The sequence below is a fragment of the Micrococcus lylae genome, assembly GCF_900163825.1.
In the GTDB taxonomy this organism is placed as follows: domain Bacteria; phylum Actinomycetota; class Actinomycetes; order Actinomycetales; family Micrococcaceae; genus Micrococcus; species Micrococcus lylae.
On record NZ_FUKP01000018.1, the window covers coordinates 1 to 13,119 of the forward strand.

Genomic DNA, 13,119 nt, shown 5'->3' on the forward strand with positions numbered 1-13,119 from the left:
TTCATGCGCTGGAACCCGCTGCGGCTGTTCCTCATGGCCGGCGGCGGCGTGGTCCTGGCTCATGCTCACTCCTGGGGTGCGTCGGGGCGTCCGGCCCCGGGGCTGCGGTCTGCGGGGGTCTGGTCTGCGGGGGTCGCCGCGTCGAGGCCGTGGTAGGCGGCGTAGGCGCGGCGGGCCTCCTCCTTGGCCCGGGCCGCCTCGGAACGGCGTCGCTCGAGCTCCTCGGCGCGCCAGGTCCGTTCCCACTCGGCGTCGAGCTCGGCCTCGCGCAGTTCGCGGGCGTGGTCGTCACGGACGAAGCGCCACCACAGGTACAGGGCGAAGCCGGCGAAGATGATCCACTCGACGGCGTAGAAGACGTTGAGCCACACGATGGTGGTCTCGTCCGGCTGCGGCGCGACCCACACCGGCTCCAGGCCGCCCTCGGCGGCGCCGACGCCCACGTCCGCGCCGGCGGCGTCCACGACCTCGAAGGCCGCGACGAACGCGGCGTAGGAGGGCACGTCCCAGAAGTTCGTCAGCTGGGCCGCCGAGAGGCTGTCCACGAGGATGCGGCCGCCGGTGTCCGGCCCGTCCTTCACCCGCGGCAGCGGCCCCTCGGGCGGCAGCAGGCGGCCGGTGACGGTCACCTCGCCCTCCGGGGCGGGGTCGGCCGCGGTGGGGTCCGCGGACCAGCCGCGCACGACCGGCATGACGATGCCCTCGGGGGCGCCCTCCGGCGCCTCGTCCGGGCGGAAGGCGGAGACCACCCAGTAGCCGTCCTCTCCCCGCAGGAGGCGGTTGTCCACCACGACGTCCGTGTCCGGCAGGAAGGTGCCGGAGAACTCGAGCACCTGGTCCGCCTGGGAGGCCAGCAGCGGCTCGGCGGGGCTGATGTGGCCCACGAGCGGGACCGCGTTCTCCGTCTGCTCGCGCGGCGGCGGCGCAGCGGTCTCGGCGCTCTCGAACTGCCACTTGGACAGGTAGACGAACACGCCGGACACCACGATCGTCAGCACGAGCATCAGCAGCCAGAACGGCTTCAGGGCGGTGCGCAGCACGCGGTTCAGCTCCGAAAGGGGGTCGGGGACGGTGGCGGGTGCCGGAGGGGCGGCTCCGGAGGCCCCTGCCGGGCAGGGGCCGGTGCGGGGCTCAGGCGCCGACGGCCGGGTTCACGATGACCTCGACCTTCTGGAAATCCTTGAGCTCGGTGTAGCCGGAGGTCGCCATGGCCGCCTTGAGGGCGCCCATGAGGTTCGTGGTGCCGTCGGTCTGGCGCCCCGGGCCCCAGAGCAGCTCCTCGAGCGGAGCCGCCTGGCCGACGCGGGTGCGGTGGCCGCGCGGAAGCACCGGGTGGGCTGCCTCGCCGCCCCAGTGCCATCCGCCGCCCGGGGCGTCCGTGGCGCGGGCCAGGGTGGCGCCGAGCATGACGGCGTCGGCGCCCATGGCGATCGCCTTGACGATGTCGCCGGAGGTGCCCAGACCGCCGTCGGCGATCACGTGTACGTAGCGGCCGCCGGACTCGTCCATGTAGTCGCGGCGGGCCTCGGCGATGTCCGAGACGGCGGTGGCCATCGGCACGCGGATGCCCAGTGCGCGGCGGGTCGTGGAGGACGCGCCGCCGCCGAAGCCGACGAGCACGCCGGCCGCGCCGGTGCGCATCAGGTGCAGCGCCGGTGTGTAGCCGGCCGCGCCGCCGACGATCACCGGGACGTCGAGCTCGTAGATGAACTTCTTCAGATCCAGCGGCTCCTTGGCGGTCGAGACGTGCTCGGCCGAGACGGTGGTGCCGCGAATGACGAACAGGTCGACGCCGGCCTCGACGACCGTGCGGTAGAACTCCTGCGTGCGCTGCGGGGTGAGCGAGCCGGCTACGACGACGCCGGACTCGCGGATCCGGTTCAGACGCTCGGTGATCAGCTCGGCACGGATCGGCGCGGAGTAGATCTCCTGGAGGCGGCGGGTGACCTCCGGGCTGCCCGGCTCGTCCGGCAGGGAGGCGATCTCCTCCAGCAGGGAGGTCGGGTCCTCGTGACGGGTCCACAGCCCCTCGAGGTTGAGGACGCCGAGGCCGCCGAGCCGGCCCAGGGCGATGGCCGTGTCCGGGGACATCACGGAGTCCATCGGGGCGCCGATCACCGGCATGTCGAACGTGAAGGCGTCGATCTGCCAGGACAGGTTCACGTCCTCGGGGTCACGCGTGCGACGCGCCGGGACCACCGACACGTCGTCCAGGGAGAAGGCCCGACGGCCACGCTTGCCACGTCCGATCTCGATCTCGTTGCTCACCCCTCCAGGGTAGTCGAGAGCCGCGCCGGTGCAGACATGCGACGAGGGGCGGGACCGGTGCGGTCCCACCCCTCGCGGCGGCGCTTTCGGCCGGTGCGGCCGGCCGGTGTCAGTGGCCTCGGTAGTTCGGCGCCTCGACGGTCATCATGATGTCGTGCGGGTGGGACTCCTTCAGCCCCGCGGCGGTGATGCGCACGAAGCGGCCCTGCTCCTTGAGCTGGGGCACGGTCTCCGAGCCGGTGTAGAACATGGTCTGGCGCAGGCCGCCCACCAGCTGGTGGACCACGGCGCCCACCGGGCCGCGGTAGGGAACCTGGCCCTCGATGCCCTCGGGGATCAGCTTGTCCTCGCTCGGCACGTCGGCCTGGAAGTAGCGGTCCTTGGAGAAGGAGCGCTGGCCGTTGCGGGTCTGCATGGCGCCCAGGGAGCCCATGCCGCGGTAGGCCTTGAACTGCTTGCCCTGGTAGAAGACCAGGTCGCCCGGGGACTCTGCGGTGCCGGCGAGCAGGGAGCCGAGCATCACGGAGTCGGCGCCGGCCACGAGGGCCTTGCCGATGTCCCCGGAGTGCTGCAGGCCGCCGTCGGCGATCAGCGGCACGCCGGCCGGGATCGCGGCCTTGGCGGCCTCGTAGATGGCGGTGATCTGCGGGACGCCGACGCCGGCGACCACGCGGGTGGTGCAGATGGAGCCCGGGCCCACGCCGACCTTCACGGCGTCCGCCCCGGCGTCCACGATGGCCTTGGCCCCGGCGTAGGTCGCGGCCTGGCCGCCGATGACGTCCACGTGCCGGGCGGACTTCTCCTTCTTCAGGCGGGCGATCATGTCCAGCACACCGTGGGTGTGGCCGTTCGCGGTGTCCACCACGAGCACGTCCACGCCCGCCTCGACGAGCGCCATGGCCCGCTCCCAGCCGTCGCCGAAGAAGCCGACGGCGCCGCCGACGCGCAAGCGGCCCTCCTCGTCCTTCGCGGCGTCCGGGTACTTCAATGCCTTGTCGAAGTCCTTGATGGTGATCAGGCCGGTGAGGCGGTCCTTGCGGTCCACCAGCGGCAGCTTCTCCACCCGGTTGTGCGAGAAGAGCTCGAGCACCTCCTCGCGGGAGATGCCCTCACGGGCCGTGACCAGCGGCATGCGGGTCATGGCGGTCTCGACCGTGCGGGTCTGCCACTCTTCCTGCGGGATGAAGCGGGTGTCCCGGTTGGTGATGATGCCCAGCAGGGTGCGGTCCTCGGCCACCACAGGCAGGCCGGAGACGCGGTACCGGGCGCACAGCTCGTCCAGCTCGGCGAGAGAGGCGTCCGGGCCGATGGTCACCGGGTCGGTGATCATGCCGGACTCGGAGCGCTTCACGCGGTCCACGTGGGAGGCCTGGTCCTCGATGGACAGGTTGCGGTGGATGATGCCCATGCCGCCCTGGCGGGCCATGGCGATGGCCAGCGGCGCCTCGGTCACGGTGTCCATCGCCGCAGAGATGATGGGGATGTTGAGGCTGATCCGCCGGGTCAGGCGCGTCGAGGTGTCGGCGTCGGCCGGGATGACGTCCGTGGCGTTCGGCAGCAGCAGGACGTCGTCGTAGGTGAGGCCGAAGAACCCGAACGGGTCGGCGGCGGTGGCGACGGGATCCGGCGACGGACCAGAGGACGTGACATTCACGGGCGCAGAACCTTTCGAGCGGGAGACGGCATCAGGCACCGGCGCGCAGCACCGGTGCCTGACAGTCTACGACCGCGCACACACGGGGCGGCCGTGGGGTGGGGAAGCTCACCTGCCGCCGTCGGCCCGCCCGACGGCCCGAGCACGTCGCCTGGTGTCCACGATCACGACTGTTGCCCTGGATGACCCCCCGGCCGCTCCCTGCCCCGCACCCGGCCTATCGTCGCCCGATGACTTCGCAGAACGCCTCCCCCACGCCCCCGCGCTCGGACGCCCCCGAGCAGGCGGCCGCGCGTGCCTCCGACCGCCCCCGACCCTCCGCGTGGTACACGCGCTTCGGCCCGCAGATCCTCATCGCCTTGGTGGTGGGCCTGGCCCTGGGCCTGCTCGCCCGCGCCACCGGCCACACCGAGGACACCCCCACGTGGCTGGGCGAGGGCCTGGCCACCCTGGGCTCGTCCTACATCTCCCTGCTGCGCGCCACCGTGGTGCCGCTCGTGTTCTTCGCGGTGGTCGCCTCGATCGCCAACCTGGCGCAGGTGACCAACGCCGCCCGCCTGGCGGCGAAGACCCTGCTCTGGTTCGCCCTGACCTCGCTGGTCTCCGTGCTGATCGGCGTCGCCGTCGGCGCCGTGGTGCAGCCGGGCGTCGGCACCGGACAGCAGGCCCCCACCGACTACACCGCCCGCGAGGTCGGCTGGCTCGACTTCCTCAAGGGCCTGATCCCGGCGAACTTCCTCGGCCTGGAGGCCTCCGCGTCCGTGGCCGAGTCCGGTGCCGTCTCCGTCTCGCCGAGCTTCAACGTGCTGCAGGTGCTGGTCGTCTCCATCGCCGTCGGCGTGGCCGCCCTCAAGGTCGGCGCGAAGGCCGAGCCGTTCCTGTCCTTCTCCCGCTCCGTGCTGGCCGTGATCCAGAAGGTCCTGTGGTGGATCATCCGCCTGGCCCCGCTGGGCACCGTGGGCCTGCTCGGCAACGCGGTGGCCTCCTACGGCTGGACCACCATGGGCACGCTGGTGAAGTTCGTGGTCGCGATCTACCTCGGCCTCGCCCTGGTGCTCTTCGTGCTCTACCCGGCCCTGGCGAAGCTGCACGGCCTCTCGGTGCGCCAGTACTTCTCCGGCGTGTGGCCCGCGGTGCAGCTCGGGTTCGTGTCCCGCTCCTCCATCGGCACCCTGCCGGTGACCCAGCGCGTGGCCGAGCGGAACTTCGGCGTCCCCACCGGCTACGCCTCCTTCGCCGTGCCGCTGGGCGCCACCACCAAGATGGACGGCTGCGCCTCGATCTACCCGGCGATCGCCGCCCTGTTCGTGGCGCAGTTCTTCGGCATCGACCTCTCGCTGGGCCAGTACGCGCTGATCGTCCTGGTCTCCGTCCTGGGCTCGGCCGCCACCGCGGGCACCACCGGCGCCACCGTGATGCTCACGCTGACCCTGTCCACCGCGGGGCTGCCGCTCGAGGGCATGGCCCTGCTGCTGGCCGTGGACCCGATCGTGGACATGGGCCGCACCGCCACCAACGTGGCCGGCCAGGCGCTCATCCCGGCACTCGTGGCCAAGCAGGAGCACATCCTCGACCTGGACCGCTACAACGCCGAGCGCGCGGACATCATGGAGGACGAGGAGGAGATCGTGGACGCCCGCCGCCACGATGACACTCGCTCCCCCGTCTCCGCTCGCTGAGGCACGGCGGCGGCGACGGCGCCCGCGCGCCGTCGCCGCCGCCTGCGCGGACCGGCCCCGGCACCGCCCTTCCGGCCCGCCCGTCAACCGAACCGTGTTCATAGCGAATTCATAGACCTTTTCGCTACGAGAGTGGGGTACATTGGGGCCGACGGCGTAAGCGTAAGATACATCCCTGATGGCCCGATCCGTCGGTTTCCCTGCTATTCCCGAAGGATTCCCATGACCGAGAACCTTTCCCGTCGTTCCGTCGCACAGGGCATCGCCTGGTCGGTGCCCGCCGTCGCGGTCGCCGCCGCGGCCCCCGCCATGGCCGCCTCCCCCACCTGCACGGCCGAGAGCAAGACGATCATCGATCAGGCCTTCGCGGACGCCACCGCCGCACTGACGTGCAACGGAGCTCCGCTCAAGCTCGAGATCAACTTCTACCAGCCGCTCAACGCTGGCGATGGCTTCGCCACCGATGCCTACGTCAACATCAAGAACCTCTCCCGGTGCACCTACACGTTCACCAAGACGAACCCCCTCAAGGTGGCCATCGACGTGGTCCGCGTGAACGAGCTCTCCGTGACCAACGTGCGTGACATCACCGGGGTCCGCACCTCCTGGGGTTCGCGCACCTGGTCTCAGACCGAACGCGGCTCCTCGCCCGTCCCCGTCGGTGGCCGAGACGCGAAGATCCAGTGGACTTTCTCGGGCAAGCTTCCGGGTGCCGGCCTGGGCGACAACGAGGCGGACATCGCGATCGGCTTCGGTGACGGCGCCACCGGTCGGGGCCGTATCCATGATGCGCTCCTGGTGACCCCGAGCACCGGCTCAGGTGCGCCCACGTTCGAGTCGCTCCTGGAAAAGGGCGTCTCGGCCGACTGCATCGACTACTACAACGAGAAGCTCAGCACGTGGACGAGCCCGGTCGTCTGGTCCTACACCGGCCCCAAGGGCTCCGGTCAGCTCGCCGCCGGTGCGACCCTCGACTCCCGGACGAGCGGAAACACCACTTCCGGAATCCAGTACGCCAACTCCACCAACGGCATCTGGTGATACGGCAAGCCTGAGCACCACGAAGGGTCCCAGCAAGGAATTGCTGGGACCCTTCGTCGTCTGCGTCTGTGGTCGAGCCGGCCGAGCCTCGCTCCAGGAGTAGCGGGGTATTGCGGGCCCGGCAGGATGGTCGCCCCCGCGCCATCGATACGGATGGCACGGGGGCGACGTCGCGAGCGGACGCGGCTGCTGCAGGCCGTGACGGGCGTCAGTGCTGGTGGTCGTCCTCGTCGTCCTCCGGCTTGTCCGCCACGAGGGTCTCGGTGGTGAGCACCAGGGCGGCGATGGAGGCGGCGTTGGCCAGGGCCGAACGGGTCACCTTCACCGGGTCGACCACGCCGTCGGCGATCAGGTCTCCGTACACGCCGGTCTTGGCGTTGAAGCCCTGGTTGGGCTCCATCTCCGCAACCTTGGAGACGACCACGTAGCCGTCCTCACCGGCGTTCTGGGCGATCCAGCGCAGCGGCTGCTTCAGGGCCTTGCGGACGATGTCCACACCCACGAGCGCGTCGTCGGTCAGCCCCTGGACGGCCTCGTCCTCGTCCAGGACGGCCAGGGCGTTGATGAGGGCGGTGCCGCCGCCGGCGACGATGCCCTCCTCCAGGGCCGCACGGGTGGAGGACACGGCGTCCTCGATGCGGTGCTTGCGCTCCTTGAGCTCCACCTCGGTGGCGGCGCCCACGCGGATCACGCCGACGCCGCCGGCGAGCTTGGCCAGGCGCTCCTGGAGCTTCTCCCTGTCCCAGTCAGAGTCGGTGGCGGCGGCCTCGGCCTTGATCTGGGCCACACGGGCCTCCACCTCGTCGGCGGCGCCGCCGCCGTCCACGATGGTGGTGGAGTCCTTGGTGACGGTGACGCGGCGGGCGGTGCCCAGCACGTCCAGGTCGGCCTGCTCCAGCTTCATGCCGAGGTCCGGGGAGACCACCTGGGCGCCGGTGAGGATCGCGATGTCCTGCATCATCGCCTTGCGGCGGTCGCCGAACCCCGGAGCCTTCACGGCCACCACGTTCAGGGTGCCGCGGATCTTGTTGACCACCAGGGTGGAGAGGGCCTCGCCCTCGACGTCCTCGGCGATCACGAACAGCGGCTTGTTGGACTGCAGGACCTTCTCCAGCAGGGGCAGCAGCTCCTGCACGTTGGAGATCTTGCCGGAGTTGATGAGCACGTAGGCGTCCTCGAGGACGGCCTCCTGGCGCTCGGCGTCGGTCACCATGTACGGGGACAGGAAGCCCTTGTCGAACTGCATGCCCTCGGTCACGTCCAGCTCGGTGGAGGTCGTGGAGGACTCCTCGATGGTGATGACGCCGTCGGTGCCGACGGTGTCGAAGGCGCGGGCCAGCAGCTCGCCGACCTCGTCGTTCTGGGCGGAGATGGCGGCCACGTGGGCCACCTCCTTGCCCTCGACCGGGCGGGCGTTCTCGAGCAGGCGGCGCTCGACGGCGGCCACGGCGGTCGCGATGCCCTTCTTGACCTCGTTCGGGGCGGCACCGGCGGCCACCTGGCGCATGCCCTCGTTCACGAGGGCCTGGGCCAGGACGGTGGCGGTGGTGGTGCCGTCGCCGGCGATGTCGTTGGTCTTGGTCGCGACCTCCTTGGCGAGCTGGGCGCCCATGTTCTCGTAGGGGTCGTCCAGCTCCACCTCACGGGCGATGGTCACGCCGTCGTTGGTGATGGTGGGCGCGCCCCATGCCTTGTCCAGGACGACGTTGCGGCCCTTGGGGCCGAGGGTGACCTTGACGGTGTCGGCGAGCTTGTCGATGCCGGCCTGGAGGGCGCGGCGTGCGTCGTCGTTGAAAGCCAGCTGCTTGGCCATGACGGACGCTCCTTTCATTCAGGGAGTCAGAGGGTGCGAAGACGCGAGGGGCCCGGGGCGCGCGCACCGGTGCGGTGCGCGCCGCTCGCCGGGCCCGTCGCGGCGGGTCACTTGGTGACGACAGCCAGCACGTCGCGGGCGGAGAGCACCAGGTACTCCTCGCCGTTCACCTTCACCTCGGTGCCGCCGTACTTGGAGTACAGGACGACGTCGCCCTCGGCGACGTCCACCGGCACGCGGTTGCCGTTCTCGGCGACGCGGCCCGGGCCGACGGCCACGACCTGGCCCTCCTGCGGCTTCTCCTTGGCGGTGTCCGGGATCACGAGGCCGGACGCGGTGGTCTGCTCGGCCTCGAGCGGGCGGACAACGATGCGGTCCTCGAGGGGCTTGATGGAGACAGACATGCTGCACACTCCTTCTTCTTCGACTCGTCACTGCCGAACCGTCGTCGCGGGTGCCGGATGGCAGAGGTGTTCTGGATTCTTGGCACCCGGAGGGCCCGAGTGCCAACACCCATGACTCTAGGAACCCGCCTGGCACTCGGTCAAGGCGAGTGCCAGCTGTCCGCTGAGGGCGCGCACGCGCGCCTGCCGGCGCCCCTCGCCGGGGCACGACGACGCCCCCTCGCCTCCGTCCGTCCCCGCACCGGGGCGAGGAGGACGGGACGGGGAGGGGGGCCGTCGTCGCCGACGCAGTGCTCAGTAGTAGACGGCGAGCGGGCCGGCCGGGCCGTCCACGACCTCGAAGGGGGTGTGGAAGATGCCCTGGAGCACGTCCGGGCGCATGATCTCGGCCGGGGTGCCGACCGTGGAGACCCGGCCGTCGTTCATGGCGACGATCTGGTCCGCATAGGCGGCGGCGAAGTTGATGTCGTGCATGACGATCACCACGGTGCGGCCGAGGACGTCCGCGGTGCGGCGCAGCTGCTTCATCATCTGTACCGAGTGCTGCATGTCCAGGTTGTTCAGCGGCTCGTCCAACAGCACGTAGTCCGTGTCCTGCGCCAACACCATGGCCACGTAGGCCCGCTGGCGCTGACCGCCGGAGAGCTGGTCCAGGTAGCGGTTCTCATACGCGGTGAGATTGAGGAAGTCGATGGCCTCGGAGATGTACTTCTCGTCCTCCACCGTGATGCGGCCCCTGGAGTACGGGTAGCGGCCGAAGCCCACCAGCTGGCGGACCGTGAGGCGGGTGATGAAGTGGTTCTCCTGACGCAGGATCGCCAGGGTCTTCGCCAGCTCCCGGGCCGAGGTGCCGGTGATGTCCCTGCCGTTCACCGTGATGGTGCCGGAGTCCACCTCCTGGAGGCGGCCCATCATGGTGAGCACGGTGGACTTGCCGGCGCCGTTGGGGCCGACCAGGGCGGTCACGCCGCCGGCGGGGATCTCGAAGGACACCGGGCCGATGGTCGTCTCGGCGCCGTAGGTCTTGGAGACGTTCTCGAGGGTGATCACAGGCGGCCCTTCCGCATGATGACGAACAGGAAGACGAGTCCGCCCACGAGCTCGATGATCACCGTCACCGCGCCCTGGGCGTAGAAGACGTGCCGCAGCACGAAGTAGGCGGTGGAGAGGATCGCATAGCCGATGAGGAACGCGACCGGCAGCACCAGCCGATGGTCGTAGGTGTCCGTGGCCGAGTAGGCCAGGGTGGCCACGAGGAACCCGAGGAAGGTCATCGGGCCGATCAGAGAGGTGGTCATGGACATGAGCACGGACACCAGGAAGAGCGAGACCATGACCTCCCGCTTGTGGTTCAGCCCCAGGTTGTTGGTCACGTCTGCACCGAGCGCCACCAGGTTCATGCGGCGGGCCCGCAGCCAGATCACCAGGCCGGTCACCGCGACGATCGGGATGACGTACTTCAGGTTGGCCGTGTCCGCGTTGCCGATGTTGCCGAACAGGCGGGCGGTAAGCAGGTCGAACTCGTTGGGGTCCATGATGCGCTGCATGAAGGAGGACAGCGAGCCGAGGCCGCCGCCGATCACGACGCCCACCAGCAGCATGATGTGGATCGATCCGAGCCGGCCGGAGAGCAGCCACGTGTAGAGCGCCGTGGCGAACAGGACCATGGCGCCGGCCTGGAGGAAGAACTGCGCTCCCCCGGCGAAGAGCGTCAGGCCCGCGGCGCCCAGGAAGAAGACGGTGGCGGTCTGGATGACCGTGTACAGGGCTTCGAAGCCCATGATCGAGGGCGTGATGATCCGGTTGCCCGTGGCGGTCTGGAAGGAGACCGTGGCGAAGGCCTGGCAGAACGCGACGACGGCGATCACCACCAGCGCGTCCATGCGCATGCCGACGATCAGCTCGAAGGCCCGGGTGCCCGGGGCGGCCTTGTTGTCCCAGAGCAGGATGCCGAGGGTGGAGCCGGCCGAGACCAGCACGAGCACCGCGACCAGCAGGATGTACCGGGTGCGGTGGCGGGAGTCGGTGAACGGCCCGGACTGGCGCGGCCTGTCCGCCGTGGAGGCGGGGGCCTGCGCGGAGTCCGGTCCGGCGCTGGAGGTCTTGAGCACGTCAGGCACCGCGGCGCCTCCTCACGAGCAGGAACACGAAAACGCCGGCGCCGACGATGCCCAGGATGACGGACACGGGCACCTCGAACGGGGCGATGACCACACGGGCGAGGATGTCGCAGACGCCCACGATCCACACGCCGACCATGCACACCCACGGCAGGTTCGACCGCAGGTCGTCGCCGCGGACCATGGACACCAGGTTCGGCACCACGAGCCCGAGGAACGGCAGGGACCCGATGACCACGGTGGTCACACCGGTCACCAGTGCCACCATGGTGACGCCGGTGAAGACCACCGCCGTGTAGTTGAGGCCGACGTTCGTGGCGATGTCCTTGCCGAGGCCCGCCACGGTGAAGCGGTCGGCGATCACGAACACGGCCACGAGGACCACGAGGGTGGCCCACATCGGCAGGTAGCGGCTGCCGACGACGGACGTGAAGGAGCCGTTGAACCACTGCCCCACCTGCTGGAGCATGTCCGTCTCCAGGGCCAGGAACGTGGAGGCCGCCCCCACGACGGCGCCGAGCATGATGCCCACGATCGGCACGATCAGCGAGGACTTCAGGGTCACCCGCCGCAGGAAGAGGAAGAACACGAGCGTGCCCACCAGCGCGAACACGATGGCCCCGACCATGCGGACCATCAGCGGGGCGCCCGGGAACAGGATCAGCGTGATCAGCAGGCCCAGGCCCGCCCACTCGGTGGTGCCCGTGGTGGTGGGCTCCACGAACCTGTTCTGCGTCATCAGCTGCATCACCAGGCCGGCCATCGCCATCGCGGATCCGGCGAGCACGAGGGAGACCGTGCGCGGGACGCGGGTGGTCTGGAACATCGCCCAGCCGCCCTCAGCGTTGACCACGTCGTAGACGCCCACGAAGAGGGACGTCACCACCACCGCCAGGGTGATCAGTCCACCGACCAGCAGGGGCCAGGTGCGCTGCCACCGGGTCTTGGGCCGCCGTACCGGCACCGGGGGGACCCAGCAGAAGCGGTCGTCACCGTCCGCGGCGCGGGCCATGGGGTCACGGCGAAGCGCCGGGTCCGCTGCCGGACCCGGCGCCTGCGTGCTCGTGTGAGCGGAGGTCATGCCTTGCTCTCGAACGCGTCTGCGATCTCGTTCATGAGGGTCGTGTAGTTCTGGATGTCCTCAGTGAGGTAGAAGTTGTTCGGCAGGTAGATGATCTGATCCTCCTTCACCGCCGTGACGTCCTTCAGGGCCGGGGACTGCTTGATGAGCTCCTCCGCGGTGGAGTAGTCCGCCTCCTTCGAGGCGCTCGTGGCCGCGTCGCGATCCATCACGATGATCCAGTCAGGGTTCGACTGCGCAATGGCCTCGACCGAGATGTCGTCGCCCATGTGGTTGGTCGAGCCATCCTGATCCAGGGACGGGGTCAGGCCGAGCATGTCGAACACCGGGCCGACCGCACGACCGGTGCTCGGGGCCGCGTAGGCGAGGTTGCCGCCGGAGGCGATCAGGCCCATGACGGTCTGGTCCTTGTCATAGGCGTCCTTGGCGCGCTCGATGGAGGCGTCGAAGTCCTCGATCAGCTTCTTCGCGTCGTCCTGGTGGCCGAAGACGTCGCCGAGCAGGGTGGTGTGCTGCTTCAGGGCCTCGTCCATCCGGAAGTCCTCGGCCTCGGTGTCGATGTTGGTGTCCACGACGGCGGCCTCCGGGGCCAGGCCCTTGATGTCCTCCTTCATGCCGGAGAACCGCTGACCGTTGATGATCAGGTCCGGCTCGGCGGTGACGAAGCCCTCCATGTCCGGCTCACGGTGGGAGCCGAGGTCGTAGACGTCATCGTCCTCCTCGTAGGAGACCCCCGTGCCGTTCATGAGCGCACGAGGCGCGGCGGAGAGCTCGACGCCCCAGTCGTCCAGGGTGCGGAAGGAGCGGTTGTCCGTGGCGATGACGCTCTCCGGGTCCTCGGGCAGCGTGATCTCATCGCCGGCCATGTCCGTGACGGTGGCGGCGGGGGTGCCCTGCTCTGCTTGCGAGGCGGAGGCGGAGGCGCCGCTGCTCGTGGAGGAGGTGTCCCCTCCTGCGCAGGCGGACAGCGCCAGGAGGGCGGCGGCGGAGAGGGCGAGGGCGCCGGTGGGGCGCTGGCGGAAGAAGGCCATGGAAGTGCTCCCTTTGCGTGACGGGCCG

General features: G+C 70.1%; 11 protein-coding genes. 2 read left to right on the plus strand and 9 right to left on the minus strand.

The window, feature by feature from the left end; genetic code table 11:
* Positions 1 to 65: 65 nt before the first annotated feature.
* The 3 genes from FM125_RS02820 to guaB form a co-directional block, all read right to left on the minus strand.
* On the minus strand, positions 66 to 1,040 hold the full coding sequence (locus tag FM125_RS02820; protein WP_102212855.1) for an SURF1 family protein: 975 nt from the start codon (positions 1,038 to 1,040) through the stop codon (positions 66 to 68).
* 91 nt (positions 1,041 to 1,131) lie between these two features.
* The gene (locus tag FM125_RS02825; protein ID WP_067191937.1) at positions 1,132 to 2,268 is read right to left on the minus strand and encodes a GuaB3 family IMP dehydrogenase-related protein; all 1,137 of its coding nucleotides are present in this window, start codon (positions 2,266 to 2,268) and stop codon (positions 1,132 to 1,134) included.
* 109 nt (positions 2,269 to 2,377) lie between these two features.
* A complete protein-coding gene (gene guaB, locus FM125_RS02830; RefSeq protein WP_067191936.1) occupies positions 2,378 to 3,922 on the minus strand; it encodes an IMP dehydrogenase in 1,545 nt (514 codons plus the stop codon).
* 230 nt (positions 3,923 to 4,152) lie between these two features.
* On the opposite strand from guaB, the gene FM125_RS02835 reads away from it, so the two are divergent.
* Both FM125_RS02835 and FM125_RS02840 read left to right on the plus strand, forming a co-directional pair.
* Positions 4,153 to 5,601, plus strand: coding sequence for a dicarboxylate/amino acid:cation symporter (locus FM125_RS02835; RefSeq protein WP_087133588.1), 1,449 nt, complete (start codon positions 4,153 to 4,155; stop codon positions 5,599 to 5,601).
* Between the two features lie 222 nt (positions 5,602 to 5,823).
* Positions 5,824 to 6,642, plus strand: a complete 819-nt coding sequence (locus tag FM125_RS02840) for a hypothetical protein (protein WP_067191686.1) — start codon at positions 5,824 to 5,826, stop codon at positions 6,640 to 6,642.
* Between the two features lie 208 nt (positions 6,643 to 6,850).
* Here FM125_RS02840 and groL read toward each other — a convergent pair whose 3' ends face one another.
* From groL to FM125_RS02870, 6 genes are all read right to left on the minus strand, one after another.
* On the minus strand, positions 6,851 to 8,455 hold the full coding sequence (groL, locus tag FM125_RS02845) for a chaperonin GroEL (RefSeq protein WP_067191684.1): 1,605 nt from the start codon (positions 8,453 to 8,455) through the stop codon (positions 6,851 to 6,853).
* A gap of 107 nt (positions 8,456 to 8,562) precedes the next feature.
* Entirely contained in the window at positions 8,563 to 8,859 is a 297-nt protein-coding gene (gene groES, locus FM125_RS02850) for a co-chaperone GroES (RefSeq protein WP_067191682.1), read from the minus strand.
* A 294-nt stretch (positions 8,860 to 9,153) separates the two neighbouring features.
* Complete coding sequence (locus FM125_RS02855) at positions 9,154 to 9,909, minus strand: iron ABC transporter ATP-binding protein (protein WP_087133589.1); 756 nt, start codon at positions 9,907 to 9,909, stop codon at positions 9,154 to 9,156.
* On the minus strand, positions 9,906 to 10,979 hold the full coding sequence (locus tag FM125_RS02860; RefSeq protein ID WP_067191678.1) for an iron chelate uptake ABC transporter family permease subunit: 1,074 nt from the start codon (positions 10,977 to 10,979) through the stop codon (positions 9,906 to 9,908). Before FM125_RS02860 ends, FM125_RS02855 begins: the two co-directional genes overlap by 4 nt.
* Complete coding sequence (locus FM125_RS02865; protein WP_082740103.1) at positions 10,972 to 12,060, minus strand: ABC transporter permease; 1,089 nt, start codon at positions 12,058 to 12,060, stop codon at positions 10,972 to 10,974. Before FM125_RS02865 ends, FM125_RS02860 begins: the two co-directional genes overlap by 8 nt.
* Complete coding sequence (locus FM125_RS02870; RefSeq protein ID WP_087133590.1) at positions 12,057 to 13,091, minus strand: siderophore ABC transporter substrate-binding protein; 1,035 nt, start codon at positions 13,089 to 13,091, stop codon at positions 12,057 to 12,059. The genes FM125_RS02865 and FM125_RS02870 overlap by 4 nt, the downstream gene beginning before the upstream one ends.
* Between the last annotated feature and the right edge of the window lie 28 nt (positions 13,092 to 13,119).